Origin of the sequence: Gordonia alkaliphila (assembly GCF_023017165.1) — a bacterium.
Taxonomy (GTDB): domain Bacteria; phylum Actinomycetota; class Actinomycetes; order Mycobacteriales; family Mycobacteriaceae; genus Gordonia; species Gordonia alkaliphila.
The window spans coordinates 2,005,946-2,026,491 of record NZ_JALKBW010000001.1; the positions used below are offsets into that span (position 1 = coordinate 2,005,946).

General features: G+C 68.7%; 17 protein-coding genes and 5 tRNA genes. 16 read left to right on the plus strand and 6 right to left on the minus strand.

All coding sequences use genetic code 11. The annotated features are described in order from the left end of the window. Positions 1-17: 17 nt before the first annotated feature. The 3 genes from dusB to MUG78_RS09025 all read right to left on the minus strand — a co-directional run bounded on the left by dusB (position 18) and on the right by MUG78_RS09025 (position 2,932). Positions 18-1,193, minus strand: a complete 1,176-nt coding sequence (gene dusB / locus MUG78_RS09015; protein ID WP_281500139.1) for a tRNA dihydrouridine synthase DusB — start codon at positions 1,191-1,193, stop codon at positions 18-20. Positions 1,194-1,268: 75 nt separating this feature from the next. After that, positions 1,269-2,264: an acyl-ACP desaturase gene (locus MUG78_RS09020; RefSeq protein WP_246994021.1), complete on the minus strand. Its 996-nt coding sequence runs from the start codon at positions 2,262-2,264 to the stop codon at positions 1,269-1,271. 137 nt (positions 2,265-2,401) lie between these two features. Continuing rightward, the gene (locus MUG78_RS09025) at positions 2,402-2,932 is read right to left on the minus strand and encodes a nuclear transport factor 2 family protein (protein ID WP_246994023.1); all 531 of its coding nucleotides are present in this window, start codon (positions 2,930-2,932) and stop codon (positions 2,402-2,404) included. 155 nt (positions 2,933-3,087) lie between these two features. Between MUG78_RS09025 and MUG78_RS09030 the strand changes: the two genes are divergently transcribed. Next, entirely contained in the window at positions 3,088-4,596 is a 1,509-nt protein-coding gene (locus MUG78_RS09030; protein ID WP_246994025.1) for a WS/DGAT/MGAT family O-acyltransferase, read from the plus strand. A gap of 68 nt (positions 4,597-4,664) precedes the next feature. Here MUG78_RS09030 and MUG78_RS09035 read toward each other — a convergent pair whose 3' ends face one another. Then, on the minus strand, positions 4,665-6,683 hold the full coding sequence (locus MUG78_RS09035) for an NAD(+) synthase (RefSeq protein ID WP_246994027.1): 2,019 nt from the start codon (positions 6,681-6,683) through the stop codon (positions 4,665-4,667). A 35-nt stretch (positions 6,684-6,718) separates the two neighbouring features. Between MUG78_RS09035 and MUG78_RS09040 the strand changes: the two genes are divergently transcribed. The 3 genes from MUG78_RS09040 to MUG78_RS09050 are packed head-to-tail and all read left to right on the plus strand — an operon-like array spanning position 6,719 to position 8,245. After that, a complete protein-coding gene (locus MUG78_RS09040; protein WP_246994029.1) occupies positions 6,719-7,327 on the plus strand; it encodes a copper resistance CopC family protein in 609 nt (202 codons plus the stop codon). Next, positions 7,324-7,896, plus strand: coding sequence for a hypothetical protein (locus tag MUG78_RS09045; protein ID WP_246994031.1), 573 nt, complete (start codon positions 7,324-7,326; stop codon positions 7,894-7,896). The genes MUG78_RS09040 and MUG78_RS09045 overlap by 4 nt, the downstream gene beginning before the upstream one ends. A 19-nt stretch (positions 7,897-7,915) precedes the next feature. After that, positions 7,916-8,245 (plus strand): CopD family protein, encoded by a 330-nt coding sequence (locus MUG78_RS09050; RefSeq protein WP_246994033.1) that lies wholly within the window; start codon positions 7,916-7,918, stop codon positions 8,243-8,245. 7 nt (positions 8,246-8,252) lie between these two features. Here the strand turns inward: MUG78_RS09050 and MUG78_RS09055 are convergent, their stop codons facing one another. Next, entirely contained in the window at positions 8,253-9,200 is a 948-nt protein-coding gene (locus MUG78_RS09055) for an alpha/beta fold hydrolase (protein ID WP_246994036.1), read from the minus strand. 81 nt (positions 9,201-9,281) lie between these two features. On the opposite strand from MUG78_RS09055, the gene MUG78_RS09060 reads away from it, so the two are divergent. Both MUG78_RS09060 and MUG78_RS09065 read left to right on the plus strand, forming a co-directional pair. Then, positions 9,282-10,187, plus strand: coding sequence for an alpha/beta fold hydrolase (locus tag MUG78_RS09060; RefSeq protein ID WP_246994038.1), 906 nt, complete (start codon positions 9,282-9,284; stop codon positions 10,185-10,187). 62 nt (positions 10,188-10,249) lie between these two features. Next, a tRNA-Lys gene (locus MUG78_RS09065) sits at positions 10,250-10,322 on the plus strand. Between the two features lie 7 nt (positions 10,323-10,329). Here MUG78_RS09065 and MUG78_RS09070 read toward each other — a convergent pair. Then, positions 10,330-10,965, minus strand: a complete 636-nt coding sequence (locus MUG78_RS09070) for a TetR/AcrR family transcriptional regulator (protein ID WP_246994040.1) — start codon at positions 10,963-10,965, stop codon at positions 10,330-10,332. A 154-nt stretch (positions 10,966-11,119) separates the two neighbouring features. On the opposite strand from MUG78_RS09070, the gene MUG78_RS09075 reads away from it, so the two are divergent. The 10 genes from MUG78_RS09075 to MUG78_RS09120 all read left to right on the plus strand — a co-directional run bounded on the left by MUG78_RS09075 (position 11,120) and on the right by MUG78_RS09120 (position 20,483). After that, positions 11,120-11,192 (plus strand) — tRNA-Glu (locus MUG78_RS09075). A gap of 36 nt (positions 11,193-11,228) precedes the next feature. Next, positions 11,229-11,305, plus strand: a tRNA-Asp gene (locus MUG78_RS09080). A 38-nt stretch (positions 11,306-11,343) separates the two neighbouring features. After that, positions 11,344-11,417, plus strand: a tRNA-Phe gene (locus tag MUG78_RS09085). Positions 11,418-11,495: 78 nt separating this feature from the next. After that, a tRNA-Asp gene (locus tag MUG78_RS09090) sits at positions 11,496-11,572 on the plus strand. Positions 11,573-11,758: 186 nt separating this feature from the next. Next, positions 11,759-14,419 carry a hypothetical protein gene (locus tag MUG78_RS09095; protein WP_246994042.1) on the plus strand — a complete coding sequence of 887 codons (2,661 nt, stop codon included), beginning with the start codon at positions 11,759-11,761 and terminating at the stop codon, positions 14,417-14,419. After that, positions 14,419-15,858 carry a hypothetical protein gene (locus MUG78_RS09100; protein ID WP_246994044.1) on the plus strand — a complete coding sequence of 480 codons (1,440 nt, stop codon included), beginning with the start codon at positions 14,419-14,421 and terminating at the stop codon, positions 15,856-15,858. Before MUG78_RS09095 ends, MUG78_RS09100 begins: the two co-directional genes overlap by 1 nt. 3 nt (positions 15,859-15,861) lie before the next feature. After that, positions 15,862-17,028, plus strand: coding sequence for a zinc-binding dehydrogenase (locus MUG78_RS09105; RefSeq protein ID WP_246994046.1), 1,167 nt, complete (start codon positions 15,862-15,864; stop codon positions 17,026-17,028). A gap of 159 nt (positions 17,029-17,187) precedes the next feature. Next, positions 17,188-17,745 (plus strand): YceI family protein, encoded by a 558-nt coding sequence (locus MUG78_RS09110; RefSeq protein ID WP_246994048.1) that lies wholly within the window; start codon positions 17,188-17,190, stop codon positions 17,743-17,745. A gap of 120 nt (positions 17,746-17,865) precedes the next feature. Continuing rightward, a complete protein-coding gene (locus MUG78_RS09115; RefSeq protein ID WP_246994050.1) occupies positions 17,866-19,605 on the plus strand; it encodes an adenylate/guanylate cyclase domain-containing protein in 1,740 nt (579 codons plus the stop codon). Next, positions 19,605-20,483: an oxidoreductase gene (locus tag MUG78_RS09120; protein WP_246994052.1), complete on the plus strand. Its 879-nt coding sequence runs from the start codon at positions 19,605-19,607 to the stop codon at positions 20,481-20,483. The genes MUG78_RS09115 and MUG78_RS09120 overlap by 1 nt, the downstream gene beginning before the upstream one ends. Positions 20,484-20,546 lie beyond the last annotated feature (63 nt).

A 20,546-nucleotide genomic window follows, 5' to 3' on the forward strand; every position in this document is an offset into this window, starting at 1 on the left:
ATCTGTAGGCGGGCCGGTCAGCCGCCGGAGTGCATGATCTCCGCGCCTTCGGGAACGATGTCCTCTTCGGGATCGTCGAGCCAGCCCTCGGGCAGGTGCACGCTCGCCGGGGTGCCCTGACGGCCGCGCGGACCGTGCCCGTCGTCGGGGAACGGGGCGTCGGCGTCCAGTCCGTCGATCAGCTTCTGCAGGTCAGCGAGGCTGCTGACCAAGGACAGCTGGGAGCGGACGTCCGAGCCGGCCGGGAACCCGCGCAGGTACCAGGCGATGTGCTTGCGGATCTCGCGCATGCCCTTGTCCTCGCCGTGGTGCGCGCTGAGCAGCTCGCCGTGGCGGTACATGATCTGGCCCACTTCGCCCAGATTCGGCGCCGCGGGGGCTGGTTCGCCGCGCAGGCGTGCGGACAGTTCGGCGAACAGCCACGGGCGGCCGAGGCAGCCGCGGCCGATCACGACGCCGTCGCATCCGGTCTGCGTCATCATGCGCACCGCATCCTCGGGTTCGAAGATGTCGCCGTTGCCGAGCACCGGAATCGAGGTGACGTGTTCCTTGAGGCGCGCGATCTGATCCCAGTGGGCCGTGCCGGAATAGCGCTGCGCGGCGGTACGCGCATGCAGGGCGACGGCGGCCGCGCCCTCCTCCTCGGCGATGCGTCCCGCATCGAGGTGGGTGTGGTGGTCGTCGTCGATCCCGATGCGGAACTTCACGGTCACCGGGATGTCGGTGCCCTCGGTGGCCTTGACCGCGGCCGCGACGATCCGGCGGAACAGGCGGCGCTTGTACGGGATGGCCGAGCCGCCGCCGCGCTTGGTCACCTTGGGGACCGGGCAGCCGAAGTTCATGTCGATGTGATCGGCCAGGCCTTCGTCGACGATCATCTTCGCGGCGCGGTAGGTGTACTCCGGATCCACCGTGTACAGCTGCATCGAGCGCGGCGATTCGGACGGGTCGAAGGTGGTCATGTGCATGGTGACCGGGTGGCGCTCGTAGAGGGCGCGGGCGGTGACCATCTCGCAGACGTAGAGGCCCGAGACGGTGCCGGTGCGGGCGAGTTCGAGCTCGCGGCACAGCATGCGGAAGGCGACGTTGGTGACGCCGGCCATCGGCGCGAGGACCACCGGGCTGTTCAGTTCGATCGAGCCGATCCGCAGTTTGTCGGTGCTCGGGAGCGCCGCGCCGTCTGCCGGAAACAGCACGGAACCGGCGCCCTCGGTGGTCGAGGGCGCCGGTGCCAGGGTGTTGCTACTCAGGGTTCGCGTCCTTGCTGATCAGGAAGCGGCCTTGGCGGCCTTGGCCGCTTCGCGGGCGAGGGAACGGTCGCGCATCTCCTCGAAGCGGGAGGCGTCGGCCTCCAGCTGCTCCAGGAAGGCGGCCAGCTCGTCGCGGGTCTTCTCACCCTCGGCGCCGAAGTCGTTGCGCTCGAAGACGTTCCACTTCCGCAGGACCGGCATGATGACCTCTTCGAGGTGCTGACGCAGGTCGTAGATGCCGTGCTTGGCCATCAGGACGCCGTGGCGACGGAAGTTCGGCATGCCGGCACCGGGCATCTGGAAGTTGGTGACGATGTCGGTGACCGCGCGCAGCGTCTGGTCCGGCGACAGGTCCATGCCCGCGCCGCAGATGTTGCGGTAGAAGATCATGTGCAGGTTCTCGTCGGCGGCCACGCGCTGCAGCATGCGGTCGGCGATCGGGTCGTTGCAGGCCTTGCCGGTGTTGCGGTGGCTCACCCGGGTGGCGAGCTCCTGGAAGGTCACGTAGGCGACCGAGTGGAGCAGGCCCACACCGTCGATGTCCTGACCCTCGAGCTCCTCGGTCCGGCCGGCGGCGGCGAGCATCGGGTCGTAGCCGTTGGTCATGTGGATCATCCGGGCCTCTTCGAGGGCCACGGGATCCACGCCGCGGGTCACCACGAGGTAGTCGCGCATCACGATGGAGTGGCGGTTCTCCTCAGCGGTCCAGCGGCCCACCCAGTGGCCCCAGGCGGAGTCCATGGAGAAGTTGTCGGCGATCACCCGGTGGTACGAGGGCAGGTTGTCCTCGGTCAGTAGGTTGGTGATCATCGCGGCCTTGGCGACCTCGTCGAGCTTGCTGTCCGCGGGGTCGTAGTCGACGCCGCCGTTGGCGGCGAAATCCTTGCCGTCGGACCACGGCACGTAGTCGTGCGGGTTCCAGTCGCGGGCCACCTTGAGGTGCCGGTTGACGTTGTCTTCGGCCGTCGACTCGAGCTCCCGGAGAAGCTCGAGTTGCGTGAGTTCACGTGCCATCGGTGAATCCTCTGGGTCGGGGGCGTTCGGCGTCGACAAGCGGACTTGTCGACGAAAGATCTCTCTTCAGGCTACGGCACTTGCGAGGTCGTCCCAAGTCTGTCGGGGTGTTCGGCGCCGTATCCGGGTCCATGGACTCAGTCGTCGGCGCGCTTGCGGCGCGGGGCGAATGCGGCGCCGTAGGTCTCCATCCAACGACGCGCCGGTTCGTCGAGCGTGCCGCACTCGGCGGCCCGCACGCACCAGTCGTAGGTCATCTTCCCGAACTCCATCGGGTTGTAGACGTCCTCCTCGCTGCTCCACAGGCCGTCGCCGGCGTAGGTGAGGATGGTGATGTTGGTGGCGCCCCATCTGCTGCCGTCGCCCGGATCGCGCATCGGGTTGTCGATCTCGCAGATCACCCGGCCGGTCTTCGGGTCGCTGACATGCCACAGCGAGGGGTACTCGGTCATGTGGCTGCCCGGGAACGACGTCATCGTCTTGGTGACCCAGGCGCGGATGGCTTCCCGTCCGTCGAACGTGCCGTAGGCGTGTTCCACGTAATGGGCGTCTTCGGTGAACTGGTCGGTCCAGCGGTCCCAGTCACGGCTCACCGCGACTTCGGCGACGGTCTGTTGGAACACGGCGAAAGCGGCATCGAGTTCTGCTGCGGAGAATCTGTCGGTCACGCAAGAACTGTAACGTGTTCTAATATTGCAGGGGGCGGGTATGAATTCGGCCTCCTTCAAGGCCGGGCCCGCGGGTGGTCGCGAGTCTACTGTGGACTTGAGGCCCGCACCGGGGTCGGCCCCGATGAATTTCGACGAGCAGGGGAGCAACCTGAATGGAACGGCTCAGTGGTCTGGACGCCTCCTTTCTGTACTTGGAGACGCCGTCGCAGGTGATGAGCGTCGCGGCGATCCTGCAGATCGATCCGTCGACCATTCCGGGCGGATACTCCTTCGGGAAGCTGCGGACCGAGATGGCGCGCCGCGTCAAGGGTCTGCCGATCTTCCGCCGCAAGCTGGCCGATTCGGTGACCAACATCGACCATCCGGTGTGGGTGGAAGACGAGGACTTCGACATCGAGCGGCACGTGGTCCGTATCGCGATCCCGTCGCCGGGGCGCGTGCGCGAGGTGGCGCAGATGTGCAGTCATCTCGTCGGTCAGCAGCTCGACCGTAAGAAGCCGCTCTGGGACCTCTGGGTGATGGAGGGCATGGAGAACGACCGCGTCGCGCTGCTGCTCCGCATGCACCACGCCTCGGTCGACGGCGCCACGGTCGCCGACATCCTCGGTCAACTGGCCACCGTGTCGCCGGATCCGCCCGAGCTCGATCCCGAGCAGGTCGCGATCACCGCGGGGGAAGCGCCGCGCGTGGAGCTGGCCGTCGGCGGCGCCCTCAACTACTTCTGGCAGCGTCCGATCGCCGCCGTGAAACTGATCCCGAAGAGCCTGCCGGTGCCGGTGGAGTGGATCAAGCGCGTGCGCTCGGGCGACGGCATGCCCGCACCCTTCCTCGCACCGCGCACCCGCTTCAACGCGCCGCTCACGCCGCGCCGCTCGATCGCGCTGACGCAGTTGCCGATGGCCGAGGTGAAGCGGATCAAGGACCACTTCGGCGTCAAGGTGAACGACGTGGTGCTGGCCATGACCGGTGGCGCGCTGCGCGACTACCTGGACGAGCGCGCCGAGCTGCCCGACGACCCGCTGGTCGGTCTGGTGCCGGTGTCTGTGCGCGGCGCCGAGGAGAAGGACCTCGTGGTGGCCGGCACCAACAAGGTGACCGGCATGTTCACCCGACTGCCCACCACGGTGGCCGACCCGATCGAGCGGCTGCGCGTGGCCGGCATCTACGCCAACCAGGCCAAGGCGCACCACAGCGACGTCGACCCGAACATGCTGCGCGCGTTCGCCGAGTTCGCGCCCGGCAACACGCTCGGGGCGTTCATGCGGCTCTACGCCGACCGTCGCCTGTCGGCCCTGCACCCGCCGATCTTCAACACCGTGATCTCCAACGTCGCGGGCCCGCCGTACGACATGTACCTGCTGGGCGGCCGCGTGGAGTCGGTGTACCCGCTGGCGCCGATCTTCCACGGCCTCGGTTTGAACATCACCGTGTTCTCGGCCGGCGGCGTGCTCAACATCGGTCTGCTCACCTGCGCGGACATCACCCCGGACATCTGGGACCTCTGCGACGGCTTCGAGAAGCAGCTCGACGAGTTGACGGCCGCGGTCGACGCCGAGGTGGCGGCGACCGAGGTGGCCGAGGCCATGGACGCGGAGGTGCGCGCCGCGGCCGAGGCTGCCGTGGTCGACGAGATCAAGGTGTTGCACGTCGAAGGCGAGTAACCGCGATCACCGCTGCCCCCTCCTGATCGGAGGGGGCAGCGGTGTCTCTGGGGGCGTCTCGCGAGGCGCTACTTCAGGCCGTCGAGCCAGACCGTGGCCGGGGCGTCCGACGGCGCGCGCCAGTCGCCGCGCGGCGACAGTGAGCCGCCGGACCCGATCTTCGGGCCGTTCGGCATGGCCGTGCGCTTGAACTGGTTGGCCATGAAGCGGCGGAGGAACACCTCCAGCCACCGGGCGATGGTGGCGGCGTCGTACTCGTTCCGCTCGTCGTCGGCCATCATCGACGGCCAGTGGCCGGTGTTCTTGTCCCGCCAGGCCTGCTCGGCGAGGTAGGCGATCTTGGCCGGCCGGTACCCGAAGCGGGTCAGGTAGTAGAGGAAGAAGTCGTGCAGCTCGTACGGGCCGACGGTGTCCTCGGTGCTCTGCACCGCACCGTCCTCGCCCGGCGGGATCAGCTCCGGGGTGATGACGTCGGCGAGGATCTCGCGCAGTGCGGCGGTGGTCTCCGGCAGGTACGACCCGGCGTCGATCATGGCGCGGATCTGGTGCTGGATCAGCGACTTCGGCACCGAGCCGTTCACGTTGTAGTGCGACATCTGGTCGCCGACACCGTAGGTGCACCAGCCCAGGGCCAGTTCGGACAGGTCGCCGGTGCCCAGCACGATGCCGCCGAGGTGGTTGGCCAGGCGGAACAGATGCGACGTCCGTTCCCCGGCCTGCACGTTCTCGAAGGTGACGTCGTAGACCGGCTCGCCCTCGGCGAACGGGTGCCCCAGATCGGCCAGCATCTGCAGGCACGACGGCCGGATGTCGAGTTCGGTGCCGCTGACGCCCAGCGAATCCATCAGCACGTGGCTGCGCGCCAGCGTGTGCGAGGCCGTCGCGAAGCCCGGCATCGTGTACGCGTGGATGTCGGTGCGGTCCAACCCGAGGCGGTCGAAGGTCTCCACCGCGGCCAGCAGCGCGAGCGTGGAGTCCAGGCCGCCGGAGACGCCGATCAGCACGCGGGTCAGCCCGGTGGCGCGCAGGCGCTGGGCCAGACCCTGGACCTGAATGTTCATCACCTCGCGGCACCGCTGCTGGCGGTCGGCCTCGGAGGTCGGCACGAACGGGTAGCGGGGCACGCGCCGGCGCAGGTCCGGGTCGGCGTCGTCGAGGTCGCCGAGCGTGAAAACGATGCGGCGGAAGTCGCGCACCGCGGCGGCGTAGTCGCCGACCTGGTCGCGCAGGCTGATCATCCGGGCGCGTTCCTGCCGCAGCCGATCGAGGTCGACGTCGGTGACGATGAGCTGCTCGTCCATCGCGAAGGCTGCGCTGCGGGCCAGGAGGGTGCCGTTCTCGGCGATCAGGGCGTCGCCGTCCCAGGCCAGGTCGGTGGTCGACTCGCCGAAGCCGGACGCCACGTACACCTGCGCGGCCACGCAGCGGGCCGACTGACCGGTGACCAGAGCCTCCCGGTAGGCCTCCTTGCCGACGGTCACCGGGCTGCCGGACAGGTTCACCAGCACCGTCGCTCCGGCGAGGGACGCCAGGGTGCTCGGCGGGATCGGCACCCAGCTGTCCTCGCAGACCTCGGCGTGCACGCGGAAGCCGGGCAGGTCCGCGGCCTCGAAGATCAGGTCGGTGCCGAACGGGACCTCCTGGCCGCCGAGCACCACCGAGTCGACCACGGCGTCGCGGGCGGCGGCGAAGTAGCGTTGCTCGTAGAACTCGCGGTAGTTCGGCAGATACGACTTGGGGGTCACCCCGAGGATCTGGCCGTCTTGGATAAGGATCGCGCAGTTGAACAGGGCGTCGTCCACGCGCAGCGGGGCGCCGACGGCCACCAGGGGACGCAGCCCGAGCGTCGCCTCGACGATCTCGTCGAGGGCCGCCATCACCGCGTCACCGAGCGCGTCCTGCTGGACGAGGTCGTCCACGCTGTACCCGCACAGGCCCAGCTCGGGGAAGACCACCAGCGCGGCGTCCGCGGTGTGGGCCTGCTGAATCAGGGCGATGGTGCGTTCGGCGTTGCGCTGCGGATCGGCCAGTGCCACGAGCGGCACGGCGGCGGCGATGCGGGCGAAGCCGTGAGAATAGACCGACACCGCTCTACGTTATCCCGCCTGGCATCATGGGGCGCATGAAGCTCACCTCGATCGTTCCCGTCCCCGTGTCCGGTTCGACCTCCGCTGCCGCGCGGCCCGCGCGTCGCCCCGCCGCGGTGGTGATCACGTCGGTGGTGGCGCTGCTCGTCGGGTTCTTCGGAGTCGGGCTCGCGGCCGCGGGGCCGGCCGCCGCGCACTCGGGTGTGATCAGCTCGTCGCCGGCCAGCGGTGCCGAGCTCGACCGTTCCCCGGGCGAGGTGTCGGTCACCTTCAACGAGGAGCTGCGCGCCGAGTACGCGACGCTGCTGGTGATCGGCCCGGACGGCCACTTCTGGCAGCAGGGCGACCCGGTGGTGAGCGGCCGCACGGTGTCGGTGCCGGTCAACGCGCTCGGCCCGGTGGGCGAGTACAAGGTCAACTTCCGCGTCACCTCGGCCGACGGCCACCCCGTGCAGGGGCAGCGGACCTTCACGCTCACCGTCGCCGGTGACGGACAGCCCGGTGCGCTCGCCGACGCGGAAGAGCTGGCCGTGACCGACGAGGGCAGCGGCTTCCCGGTGTGGGCGATCGTGCTGATCGTCGTGGTGGTGCTCTTGGTGATCGCCGGGGCCGTGGTGCTGGTGCTGCGTCGCCGGGAAGAGTGAGTCTCCCGCAACTCACCGTCGCCGGGCCCCGTCGTGCGGGCCTGGTCCTGATCGGCGGTCTCCTCGGCGTCCTCGTCGGGCTGGCGCTGTGCGTGGCCCTGGCCGGGGCGGCCGGTCCGCTCTCCTCGGCCTGGCCCGCCGGGATCGCGCTGGCCGCAGGCAGCCTGCTGGTCGGGCTCGGGGCGCTGCCCCTGATCGGCGCCGACCCGGCGCCCGCGCTCATCGCCGGGACCGCCGGCTGCTGGGGCGCGGCCTCGCTGATCGTGGCCTGGCTCCAGGTGGCCGAGCGGGCCGGTCGGCCACCGCTGCAGGTGCGCCTGGACGACATGGTGCTCGGCGTGCAGACCGGATTGGCCGCGCTGATCTGCGTCGCCGGCGCGATCGTGGTGCTGGCCTGGGCGTACCGGCCGTTCGCACCGTCGACCCTGGTGGCCGTCGTCGCCGGGACCGGCGTGCTCGCGGTGGCGGTCACCGGGCACGCCGCGGTGACCGGCTGGGGACCGCTGCTGGTCGGGTGCACGCGGGTGCTGGCGGCCTGGTGGCCGGCAGCCTCGCCGCGCTGGCGCTGACCGTGCGCGGGCGGGGCGGGTGGGCGCGCTCGCTCCCGGTTTTCTCCGGTGGGCGTTGCCCGCGGTGGGCGTGCTCGTCGTCGCCGGGGTGGCCGCCGCCCTCACCGAGTTGGGGTGGAGTGCGGACTGGTGGCAGACGGGTTACGGGCGGGTGGTCCTGGCCAAGGCCGCGGGCCTGGTCGCCGCGCTGGCGCTGGCCGCTCATGCGCGTCGAACGTGGGTACCCGCGGCCGCCCGGCATCGCACCGACGAGGCCGTCTCCCTGCGGCGTGCCGTGGCGGAGACGCTCGTGCTCGCGGTACTGCTGGGCTTGGCCGCCGGACTGGCGACCACCGCACCCGCGGGTTAGTCGCCGATTAAGCCAGGGCCGACAGCGGGGTGCGGTCGTGGCGCAGCGACTCGTCCGGCCGCGCCGCCAGCACCTGGTCGATGATCTCCACCGACATGCCGAGCGTGCTCAGGTGGCTCTGACCGGGCACCGTGACCAGCTCGGCGTTGGGCAGCAGCGTGACCATGTGCTGACCGTGCGCGTACGGAATGATGTTGTCGCGGTCGCCGTGCCACCAGGTCACCGGGACGGTGACGTCGCCGACTCGGAAACCCCAGTCCCGCACGAAGAGCGCGAGATCGGCGAACGGCGCCTCCATGCGGCGGCTGCCGCCGTGCAGGAGGTCGTCGAGGAACATGGCCTTGAACTCGGGACGCGACAGCAGTTCGCGGTCGGCGTCGGGGGAGAGACGGCCGTAGGTGGCGATGGCCGGCTCGGCGATCGGACGGGCGACGGACAGCACCGCGCTGACCGCCTTGCCGATCGGGCCGCCGGCCTTGGTCAGGAGCGGCTCCACACTGCGGATGTTGTCGACGGCGCCGCCGGCGATCCCGTCCGGGCCGGTCACCGGTGCCACGCCGCCGACGATGCCGACGGAGACCACGCGGTCGGGCAGGAAACGGGCGCACGCCAGGGTGTAGGGGCCGCCGCCGGACATGCCGATCACCGAGCAGCGATCGACGCCGAGGGTGCTGAGCACGAGCTGGAAGTCGGAGGTGAACTCACTGATCGACGCGTAGCGGTGGGCGGTCGACGAGCCCACGCCGGGCCGGTCGAGTCCGATCAGCCGGAAGCCGCGCTCCTCGGCGTACTCGCGGGCCTCGCACGGGATCTGACGTCGTGCGCCCGGCGTGCCGTGCAACCAGATGACGACGGGGCCGGTGGGGGAACCGAACTCGGAAAAACCGATGCGGCGTCGTCGCTTGTCGCCGACAGCCACGGAGCCCTCGAGTTTGGGGCGGTCAATCGCAATCACCGGCGCAGTATTGCAGGTATTCATCCGGACTGTGAAACGATTCTCAGGATTTGTCTCGGTTCGGCGCGTAAAGTCGAGTCCGTGGGTAACAATTTGGCGAAGTTCGGTGCCGTCAAGCGCGCGATCGGACATGTGGTGAGTCCGTATCCCGTCCGTGACCTGCCGACCGGTGAATACCTCGAACTGCCGGGGCGTGGCACCACGTTCATCACCGATTCCGGGCCGCGTGAGGCCCCGGTACTGTTTCTGCTCCACTCGGTCGCGACCACCGGCCTGCTCTGCTGGTATCCGGTGATTCCGGAGATGTCCAAGGACTTCCGGGTCATCACCATCGACCACCGCTGGCACGGCCGCGGCATCCGCTCGGCCGACTTCACGCTCGAGGACTGCGCCGACGACGCGGTCGCGGTGGCCGACGTCCTCGGCATCAACCACTTCACGGCGGCCGGCTTCTCGATGGGCGGTGGCATCGCGCAGCTCGCCTGGCGTCGCCACGCCGACCGGATCGACGGCATGGTGCTGTGCTCCACCGGACCGTTCTTCTCCAGCCTCGATCCGGAGGAGCTGGCCCGCGACGAGAAGATGGCGTCGATCGCGCGCCGCTTCGACCGTTACCTGCCCATCCCGTCGGATGCGCGCCTGAACGACTGGTCGCAGCATCCGGCCAAGTGGGGGATCAGCCAGTTCCTGTCCACGCCGATCAGCAAGCTCGGCGCCTTCAGTGAGGCGATGGCCACCTTCGACTCGCGCGACTGGCTCGGCGAGATCGACGTGCCGACCTCGGTGGTGATCTCCACGCGCGACAAGACGGTGCCGCCGCAGCGCCAGGCCCTGCTGTCCGAGGGCATCGCCGACACGCTCGACTTCCCGGTCGACGGCGGACACGCCTGCTGTGTGATCGGTGCCGATCAGTTCGTTCCGGCCTTCGGCGACGCCGTGCGTTCGGTGCTCGCTCGGCGCCGGACCCCTGCGGTGCTGCTGCCCTGAGGCGGCGCGGTAAGCTCACTTCGCACTCGCCGTCGTGCCCCGCGCACGTCGCTGAGAAGCGGGCCCCTATAGCTCAGTTGGTAGAGCTACGGACTTTTAATCCGCAGGTCGCAGGTTCGAGCCCTGCTGGGGGCACCTGAAGTCAGGCGCGCGCGTACAACGACAGGAACATGTCGACGGCGAAGCCGGCGCGTTGGCCGACCGACTTCCCGTCCATCGGGTACTCGCCGAGCAGGATCAGCAGATGGTCGTCCTGCAGCAATAGGCCCACCAACACCTTGGCGGCGGCGACGGGATCGTCGATCCGCAGGTGGCCGTTGCGGTGCAGCTGGGCCAGGAAGTCGGTGAGCAGCGGGCGTTCCCCGGCGTCGGTGGCCAATAGCGTCGCACGCAGCTGCCGATTCGACAGCGCCGCCCGCGCCAGCGCGAGCGAGACGTCGCTCTGCATCGACGGGATCAGGCGTTCGGTGAACGCGACCAGCACGTCGCGGGGACTCTCGTCCGTCGACAGCGGCAGCGGCGGCGGGAACTGCGAGGTGTGCGCCTCGAGCGATCGGCTGATGACCGACTGGAGTAGTCCGTCGCGGCTGCCGAACCAGGAGTAGACCGTGCTCTTGGAGGTGCCGGCCCGGTCGGCGACGGCACTGACCGTGAAACCGTCGTAACCGTCCTCGACGAGCACGGTCACCGCAGCGTCGAGCATCGCGGCCTGGCGGGCGGCGAGCTCGTCCTGCCGGGGCCGACCGCGACGACGGCTGGGTGCAGCGGAGGCGTTCATGGCTACAGACCGTACTTTGTTCTTCCCATTGCAAGTATCAAGCGGCATGCGTGTCGTAGCGTGAAATTGCGGCGACATCGCGTCTGAACTGGCGATTTGTGATTCTCGGAGGTTGTGCCATACGCTGATCAAGCTCCCAGGTACGGGGACGCGGGCCCCCTTCGTCTAGCGGCCTAGGACGCCGCCCTTTCAAGGCGGTAGCGCGGGTTCGAATCCCGTAGGGGGTACGCTTTGCGGTGCAAGTCGTGAAGATAATTGAAGATGGCCCTGTGGCGCAGTTGGTTAGCGCGCCGCCCTGTCACGGCGGAGGTCGCGGGTTCGAGTCCCGTCAGGGTCGCCAGGTGTGGCGTCGGAATTTTTCCTGTCCGACAACCGCCCGGCCAGGTAGCTCAGTTGGTACGAGCGTCCGCCTGAAAAGCGGAAGGTCGTCGGTTCGATCCCGACTCTGGCCACGCAAGACCCCGTTTCGACGGGTAGTAGTAACCCCGGTGACGCGGGGACAACTCGTGCGAACGAGAGAATAATTTCATGGCCCTGTGGCGCAGTTGGTTAGCGCGCCGCCCTGTCACGGCGGAGGTCGCGGGTTCGAGTCCCGTCAGGGTCGCCATGGAAAACGAATAATCCCCCGGTCAATGCGCCGGGGGATTGTTCGTCTATGGGCCCGCTCACGTAGTCTTGCCTGGCAGGAACTCTCTCGAACCGGGAGCACCTCGCACCACACTGTGCGCAGCATTCGGCGTTTCGCCGCGGCGGCGTGATTCACGTGTACGACAGCCAGCACTAGGGAGGCACTGTGGCTAAGAATGACCGCATCGAATCGGACTCGAGCCCCAAGGTCGTCGACAACGTAGTGGATCGGGAATTCACCGTCGAGCGCCTCGTGGAGAACCCGGTCGAGCGGATCGTCGACAAGCCCGTCACCCTCGAGCGGATCGTCGAACGCCTCGTGGTCGACACCGTGGACATGGTGGTCGACAAGCCCACCACCGTCAGCCGCCTGGTGGAGCGGCCGGTGGTGACCATCGTCGACTCTGTCGAGGACAAGGCCGTCGAGGTCAGCCGGCTGGTGGAGCGCCCCGTCGTCAGCGTGCGCGACGACGTGCAGGACGTCCCGGTCGACATCTCCCGACTGGTCGAGAAGCCGATCGTGAACATCGTCGACGACGTGGTCGACAAGCCCGTCGACGTCACGCGGATGGTGGAGCGGCCGATCGTCACCGTCGTCGACGACGTGGTGGAGAAGCCCGTCGAGGTCAGCCGGCTCGTGGAGAAGCCGATCGTCACCGTCCTCGACGACGTGGTGGAGAAGCCCAAGCCGGTCTCCCGCATGGTGGAGAAGCCGATCGTCACCGTCGTCGACGAAGTGGTCGAGAAGCCCGTCGACGTCCCGCGCCTGGTGGAGCGTCCGGTCGTGTCGATCGTCGACGACGTCACCGAGAAGCCGATCAACATCCAGCGGATGGTGGAGAAGCCGGTCGTCTCGATCGTCGACCAGGTCACCGAGAAGCCGGTCGATGTGTCCCGCGCTGTGGAGCAGCCGGTGGTGACCTTCGTCGACGACGTGGTGGACACCCCGGTGGACGTGCCGCGCCTGGTGGAGAAGCTCGTGGTGTCGTTCGTCGACGAGATCGTCGAACGCGAAGTGGACGTGCCGCGTCTGGTGGAGAAGCTGGTGGTCTCCATCGTCGACGAAGTGGTCGACGCCCCGGTCGAGGTCGATCGCCTCGTGGAGAAGCTGATCGTCGACATCCGCGACCAGATCGTGGAGAAGGAAGTCACGATCGAGCGTGTCGTGGAGAAGCCGCTGGTCACCATCGTCGAACGCGAAGTCGAGATGCCGGTGGAGCAGATCGTCGAGAAGATCGTCGAAGTGCCGGTGGAGAAGATCGTCGAGGTCCTCGTCGAGAAGCCGGTGGAGCAGATCGTCGAGAAGATCGTCGAAGTCCCCGTCGAGAAGATCGTCTACAAGATGGTCGAAAAAGAGGTCGAGAAGGTCGTCGAGCTCGTCGTGGAGAAGCCGGTGATCAAACTCGTCGAGACCCCGCGCGAGGTGATCGTCGAGCAGATCGTCGAGAAGCCGGTCGAGAAGGTCGTCGACCACATCGTCGAGCGCATCGTCGAGAAGCCCAACGTGGTGGAGAAGGTCGTCGAGCAGTCGGTGGACCGGGTCGTCGAACGCGTGGTGGAGAAGCCCAACATCATCGAGCAGGTGGTGGAGAAGCCGGTCGACCGCATCGTCGAGCGCATGGTCGAGACCCCGAACGTCGTCGAGGAACTCGTCGAGAAGTCGGTGGACCGAGAGGTCGAGCGCGTGGTCGAGATGCCGAACATCGTGGAGAAGGTCGTCGAGAAGCCGGTCGACCGCGAGGTGGAACGCGTCGTCGAGATGCCGAACATCGTGGAGAAGGTGATCGAGAAGCCGGTCGACCACGTGGTCGAGCGCGTCGTCGAGACGCCGAACGTGGTGGAGAAGGTGATCGAGAAGGCCGTCGACCGCGAGGTGGAGCGCATCGTCGAGGTCCCCAATATCGTGGAGAAGGTTGTCGACCAGCCGGTCGACCGCGAGGTGGAGAAGATCGTCGAGAAGCTCAACATCATCGAGAAGGTGATCGAGGAGCCCGTCGACCGCATCGTGGAGCGGGTCGTCGAGACGCCGAACGTGGTGGAGAAGATCGTCGAGAAGTCGGTCGACCGCGTGGTGGAGCGGATCGTCGAGACGCCGAACGTGGTGGAGAAGGTCGTCGAGCAGCCGGTGGAACGGTTCGTCGAACGCATCGTGGAGAAGCCGAACGTGGTGGAGAAGATCGTCGAGAAGTCGGTCGACCGCGTGGTGGAACGCATCGTCGAGAAGCCCACCGTGGTCGAGAAGGTCATCGACAAGCCGGTGCAGCACGTCGTCGAGAAGGTCGTCGAGCGCCCGGAGATCACCGAGAAGCTGGTGGAGAAGCCGGTGACCCGCGAGTTCGAGAAGGTCGTCGAGAACCCCGTGCTGGTGGAGAAGCTGGTGGAGCGGGAGATCAACCAGGTTGTCGAGCGCGTGGTGGAGAAGCCCGTGTTCATCGATGTGGAGAAGGTCGTCGAGCGCCCCGTCTACGTCGAGGTCGAGAAGATCGTCGAGAAGCCGGTCGAGAAGATCGTCGAGGTGGTGGTCGAGAAGCCGGTCTTCGTGCGCAAGGTGGTGGAGCGCGAAGTGGAGCGGGTCATCGAGGATTCGACGGCGCAGCGCACCGTGACCCACCAGGCGCGCGGTGGCGTGGACCCGGAGGCGCAGTACCTCGAACGCGGGGACCTGGCCGACAGCAAGTGGCTCGACGCGCACACCGGCGCACACCCGGAGGACGGTGTCGCCGGGTCCTCCTCGCCCGAACTCGAGGTCCAGGGTCCGCTCGACCCGAAGTGGGCCGTTCCGAGCAACGACGACGATGACGACACTCCGCGGGGTCGGCACTCCTGATGCAGGGGATTCGGGGGCGGCGGGGCCGCCTGGGAATCGTGCTGGCCGCCTTCGTCCTGGTGTGGACCGCGCTCGCGGCACCGTCGGCGCACGCCGACCTGCGGTCGGACGGCCAGGCGGCGATCGACGCCTACGTCGCGGACGGGACGCGCAGCGCCGCTCTCGGAGCGCCACGCGGATCGCTGCGGACGGTGCGTCCGGGCGGTGTGGCGCAGGCCTACGCCAACGGGACCGTCTACTACTCGCCGGAGACGGGCGCGCACGCCGTCCTCGGCGCCATCCTCGCGCGGTACCGCGCGGTGGGCGGACCGGCCGCCATCGGATTTCCGACGCAGGACGAGCAGCAGGCCGGGGACGGACGGTTCAGCGTCTTCGGGGAACCGGGGACCGCGGCCATCTACTGGAGCCCGAGCACCCGCGCCTCGCTGGTGACCGGCGGAGTGCTGCGTGCCTGGCAGGCGTCCGGCGGGGTCGACGGACCGTTCGGCTACCCGACGTCGGACACCGCCTACACCGGGCGGGCCGACGAGTCGGAGTTCGCCGGGCCCGCCGGCACCGCGATCGCCTGGTCGTCGACCAGCGGCCTGACCACGGTGCCGGCCGAACTCGCCGCCACCTACCCGGACATGGTGCTCGCTGCGCAGACGACCGAGGCGGAGCCGGCGAGCAGCGCGGCCGCGGCCGGTCCGGCCGCCGAGCAGTCGTGGTGGCAGAAGTGGTGGCCGTGGGTGGCGATCGCCGCGGGCGTGCTGCTCGCGCTGATCCTGCTTGGACTGCTGATCCGATGGCTGCGTCGCCGGAAGGCCGCGCCCGAGGCGCCGGCACCGGTGGTCGAGAAGAAGGCCGCCGACAAGAAGGCTGCCGAGAAGAAGAAAGCTGCTGAGAAGAAGGCCTCGCCGGAGAAGCCACCGAAGAACAAGGCCTCGAAGAAGAAGGCCCCGAAGGTGGAGGCCGCCGGGGTGCCCGCGGCGCTCGTCGCTCAGGAGGCGGTCGCTGCGGAGCCCGCGTCGGCCCCCGAACCGGAGGCGGAAGCCGAACCGGAGATCGTCCTCAGCGACGAGACGGCGCTCGCGTCGGCGCTGGTGGTGGCCTACCCGGACGAAGACGCTGCGGCGCTGACCGTCGCCTATGTCAACAACGCGCTCGGCAGCGACCGCGGCGGCGACAGCGATGCGACCCACGCGTGGCTGCATCGCTCCGAGGCGGTCCCAGAAGAGTCGGGCGCAGAAGAGTCGGGCGCAGAAGAGTCGGGCGCAGACGAGCTGAATGCGGAAGAGCCGGACGCGGCGGCGTCGAATGTAGGAGAGTCGGACGCGGAAGAAGCTGACTCGGCAGATCCGGATGCAGAAGCATCGGACCCCGCTGCGCGGGAAGCCGCCGAACCGGATTCGGACGTGCCCGACACGGACCTCGACGACGGGGCCGAACACCAGGAGTAGTGCATGAAAGCAGCAGTCTGCCGCCAGGGCGAGTTCGCCGTTCAGGAGATCGAGCGGCCCGTTCCCGGGCCCGGGCAGGTGCTGCTGAAGGTGCTGCGGGCCGGTATCTGCGGATCCGACCTGCATGCGCGGGTGCACGCCGACGACACCGCCGAGTTGGTCACCGAGATCGGCTACGACCACTTCATGCGCACCGATCAGGACGTGGTCCTCGGCCACGAGTTCGTCGGCGAGGTGGTCGCGTACGGCCCCAAGTGCCGCGAGCGCTGGCGGGTCGGAACGCGGGTGGTCTCGCTGCCCTTCCGTCGCGACGAGGCCGACGACGTGCAGCTGACCGGACTCTCGGCCAAGGCGCCGGGGGCCTTCGCCGAATACCTGCTGGTCGACGAGGCCGTGACCATGCCCGTCCCGGAGGAGCTCGACTCCGATCTGGCCGCCCTCACCGAACCGCTGGCCGTCGGCTATCACGCCGTGGCGCGCAGCGAGATCGGTCGCGGCGAGGTGGCCGTCGTGGTCGGGTGCGGCCCCATCGGGCTCGCGGTGATCCTCATGCTCAAGGCGCGTGGGGTGCGCCGAGTGGTGGCCAGCGACCTGTCGCCGGCCCGTCGTCGTCTCGCCGAGCAGTGCGGCGCCGACGTGGTGATCGATCCGGCCGCGCAGGACTTGGCCGCGGCGCTGGGGGAGCACAGCATGCACTTCCAGACCGGTCCGGCGCTCATCGACTTCGCGCTGGAGTCGATGCGCAAGCTCCAGGTGATCCCCGGTCTGCCGTGGTGGCGGCTGATGGCTCTCGGTGCGCGCCTGGGGCAGGTGCCGAAGGGGCCGGTGGCCTTCGAGTGCGTGGGCGTGCCCGGCATGATCGACCGTCTCTGCACCGACATGCCCTATCGCTCGCGGATCGTGGTGGTCGGCGTCTGCATGGAACCGGACGTGATCCGCCCGGCACTGGTCTCCAACAAGGAGATGGATCTGCGGTTCGTCTTCGCCTACGACCCGGACGAGTTCCGAGCGACGCTGCACCTGATGGCCGACGGCAAGATCGACGCGCGGCCGTTGCTGACCGGCACCGTCGGGCTCGGCGGGGTCTCCGCGGCCTTCGCCGCGCTCGGCGACCCCGAGGTGCACGCGAAGATCCTCATCGACCCGGAGTCGTCGTCGAGCAGCGTCTGAACCCGCATGGAGTGTGAGGTGCGCCTCAAAACAGGTCCGGGGGAATCAATCGGACCGGGGTCCGGTTATCCTTGCTGTGGGTCGCAAGAGGCCCCCCGGAACCAAACGCCTTCCCGGCGTTGGTCACCGCACAAACACCTAGCTTCAACAGGAGACCTCATGGCCGCCACGCTGAACGCCCTGCCCCTGATCGCCGCCGGCACCTGGAACATCGACCAGGCCCACTCGACCGTCGGCTTCTCGGTCCGCCATCTGATGGTGTCGAAGGTCCGCGGCGAGTTCACCGAATTCTCCGGCGCCATTCAGATCGCCGAGGACGGCACCCCCTCGGTGGAGGCCGTGATCGACGTCGCGTCCATCGCCACCAAGAACGACCAGCGTGACGCCCACATCCGCTCGGCCGACTTCTTCCACGCCGACGAGTTCCCGAAGGCCACCTTCGTGTCGAAGTCGGTCACCCCGAAGGGCGACGACTTCATCCTCACCGGTGACTTCACCCTCAAGGGCGTTACCCGCACCGTCGACCTCAAGCTGGAGTTCAATGGCACCAACCCGGGCATGGGCGCGGGCCAGGTCGCCGGCTTCGAAGCCAGTGCCGTGATCAACCGTCGCGACTTCGGTATCGACATCGAGATGCCGCTGGAGACCGGTGGCAGCGTCGTCGGTGACAAGATCACCATCTCGCTCGAGATCGAGGCCGTGCTCGCCGGCGCCTGATCGGCCGCGGCACAAACGCCATAGCCTGAGCCCTCAGGCACCCTGCACCTCCCGCGTTTTGGGTAGTCTCACTCTGTTGCCCAAGTCGCGGGAGGTGTTGTGCCCATTCAGCGTTCACGCGTGGCACTGCACGCCGTCGCCGACCGGCTGGAAAGCCTGGGGCCGCGGCACTGGGTGACGTCGATCCTGGGCGCCGCCGGTTCGCCCGCCGAGCGTGAACAGTGGCTGGCCGCGGACTGGCAGGCGCTCGATACCGACCTGCGCAGTCGGCTCGTGGACCGGGCCGCGTTCGTCGCCTTCCTCTTCGGAGTCTTCTCCAAGCTGATCATCGGCTTGGAGACTTTTGCGTTGGTGCTCCTGGCCTTCAACGGCGGGCGCATCTCCCTGCACGCCGACATCAGCCACCCGGCCTTCTTCGACATGCTGATCGCGGCCGTCGTCGGCACCGCCGCCAGCACCGTGGTCGCGGTGCTGCTGATGCGGCCCCAGTTCGCCTGGTTCATCGCCGGCGCGCCCGCTGACTCGGCGCAGCGCCGGGCCGTGGCCCGCATTCCGATCCGGCAGGTCGGGGCCGACCTGGTCGGCTGGGCCGTCAGCTTCGTCACCTACGCCCTGATCGCCGACGTCAGTGACTTCTTTCTGGCCATCGTGGGCGGCGCGTTCGCGCTGGCCGCGATCACCTCCTGCAGCCTCACCTACCTGATCGCTGAGACGGCGACGCGGCCGTTGGCCATTCTCGCGCTGAGCGGCACCTCCGAGGCGCGCGTGGTGCACGGCGTGCGCGAACGCATGGTGGTGGTCTGGGGCGTGTCCTCGGCGGTGCCGATGGTCGGCCTCATCACCATCAACGCCGGCCGCTGGGCCGAGTGGTTGCCGCCCGCGGCCGGACCGCTCGACTGGGCATCGGTGGCCCTGGCGCTGGTCGCCCTCACTTCCGGCCTGAGCATCGTGATGCTGGTGGGCCGGGCCATCACCGACCCGCTCACCGAGATGCGCAAGGTGATCGAGGGTGCGGCGGACGGCGACTTCAGTCGCCGGGTCGCCGTCTACGACTCCTCCGAACTGGGCATCCTGCAGACCGGACTCAACGACCTGCTCGACGGTCTCTCCGAGCGCGAGCGCATTCGGGCGCTGTTCTCCAAGCACGTCGGCGACCGCGTCGCCGAACTCGCCATCGCGCAGGGCGAAGAGATGGTCGGCACCAACACCGACGTCGCGGTGATCTTCGTGGACCTGACCGGCTCGACGGCGTTCGCGGCCGAAGGCGATCCGCGGGAGACGGCGGCCGTGCTCAACGTCTTCTTCTCGGTGGTGGCCGAGGTCGTCGCCGAGTACGACGGCCTGATCAACAAGTTCGAGGGCGACGCGGCGCTCGTGGTGTTCGGCGCGCCCACCGCCCTGGCCGACCCGGCAGGCGCCGCGCTGGCCGCCGCCCGCGAGCTGGGCGACCGACTCGGCGAGAAGGTTCCGCTCGAGTGGGGGATGGGCGTCGGCTACGGCCGCGTCTTCGCCGGTAACATCGGCGCGGAGAACCGCTACGAGTACACGGTGATCGGCGACTCGGTGAACGAGGCCGCGCGGCTGTCCGATCGGGCCAAACTGGGCGGCTCCCCGGTCTACGCCAGTGACGCCGCGGTCGCCGCCGCCGACCCGGACGAGGCCCGCCACTGGCAGCCGCTGGAGCGCGTCCTGCTGCGGGGGCGCAAAGAGTACACCGAGATCTACGTGCCGATGGAGTTGGCGAAACGGGCCGAACCGCCCACATTGGGTAGCGTGCTCTCGGAGTTGATGAAGCTGCCGGCCCGTCGGGGCAGGTGGCCGCACATGATGGATTCACCGAGGAAACAGGAGAAGAACTGATGGGTGGTTGGTCGACCGCGGACATGCCGGATCAGCGCGGGCGACGCATCGTCGTCACCGGCGCGAACAGCGGGTTGGGGGAGCAGACGGCGCGGGCGCTGGGGCGCGCCGGTGCGGAGGTGGTCCTGGCCTGCCGCAATGTGGAGAAGGCGCAGCGCGTGGCCGATGAGATCGGCGAGAACGCGACGGTGGCGGCGCTCGACCTCGCCGACCTGACGTCGGTGCGGGCCTTCGCCGACGGCTTCGACGGTGCGGACGTGCTGATCAACAACGCCGGCGTGATGGCGTTGCCGCTCGGGCGTACCGCCGACGGCTTCGAGATGCAGATCGGCACCAACTTCCTCGGCCACTTCGCCCTTACCGGACTGGTGCTGGACCGGATCGGTGAGCGCGTGGTGACCCTGTCATCGCTGGCGCACAACGTTGCGCGTCTGGACATCGACGACCTGAACTGGGAGCGCCGCAAGTACAACCGCTGGGCGGCGTACGGCGATTCGAAGATCGCCGACCTGATGATGGCGCTGGAACTGGCCGAGCGGCTGGAGCAGGCGGGCTCGTCGACCATTTCGGTCGCCGCGCACCCCGGCTACGCCGCGACCGAGCTGCAGACCCGCACCGAATCGCTGGTGGACTGGGTGATGAAGCTCGGCAACGCCACGCCCCTGGCGCAGTCGGCCGCCGACGGCGCCCTGCCGACGCTGTACGCGGCCACCGCGCCGGAGGCGGTCAACGGCAAGTTCTACGGGCCCGCCCAATTCGGCGGCATGCGCGGTGCGCCCACCGAGGCCGGCTACCGCGGCGTGGCCGACGACGCCGCCGTCCGCGGCCGCCTCTGGTCGACCGCCGAGGAGCTCACCGGCGTCAGCTTCGACATCTGAGCGGTCTGAGAAGTTTCATGTCCCGGTAGGTACCTCTGCGGTACCTACCGGGACATAACACTT

Bases quoted from the DNA above. Each gene is read 5' to 3' on its own strand.
- MUG78_RS09020 (WP_246994021.1), bottom strand. From the start codon at position 2,264: ATGGCACGTGAACTCACGCAACTCGAGCTTCTCCGGGAGCTCGAGTCG.
- MUG78_RS09030 (WP_246994025.1), top strand. From the start codon at position 3,088: ATGGAACGGCTCAGTGGTCTGGACGCCTCCTTTCTGTACTTGGAGACG.
- MUG78_RS09040 (WP_246994029.1), top strand. From the start codon at position 6,719: ATGAAGCTCACCTCGATCGTTCCCGTCCCCGTGTCCGGTTCGACCTCC.
- MUG78_RS09070 (WP_246994040.1), bottom strand. From the start codon at position 10,965: ATGAACGCCTCCGCTGCACCCAGCCGTCGTCGCGGTCGGCCCCGGCAG.
- MUG78_RS09100 (WP_246994044.1), top strand. From the start codon at position 14,419: ATGCAGGGGATTCGGGGGCGGCGGGGCCGCCTGGGAATCGTGCTGGCC.
- MUG78_RS09105 (WP_246994046.1), top strand. From the start codon at position 15,862: ATGAAAGCAGCAGTCTGCCGCCAGGGCGAGTTCGCCGTTCAGGAGATC.
- MUG78_RS09110 (WP_246994048.1), top strand. From the start codon at position 17,188: ATGGCCGCCACGCTGAACGCCCTGCCCCTGATCGCCGCCGGCACCTGG.
- MUG78_RS09120 (WP_246994052.1), top strand. From the start codon at position 19,605: ATGGGTGGTTGGTCGACCGCGGACATGCCGGATCAGCGCGGGCGACGC.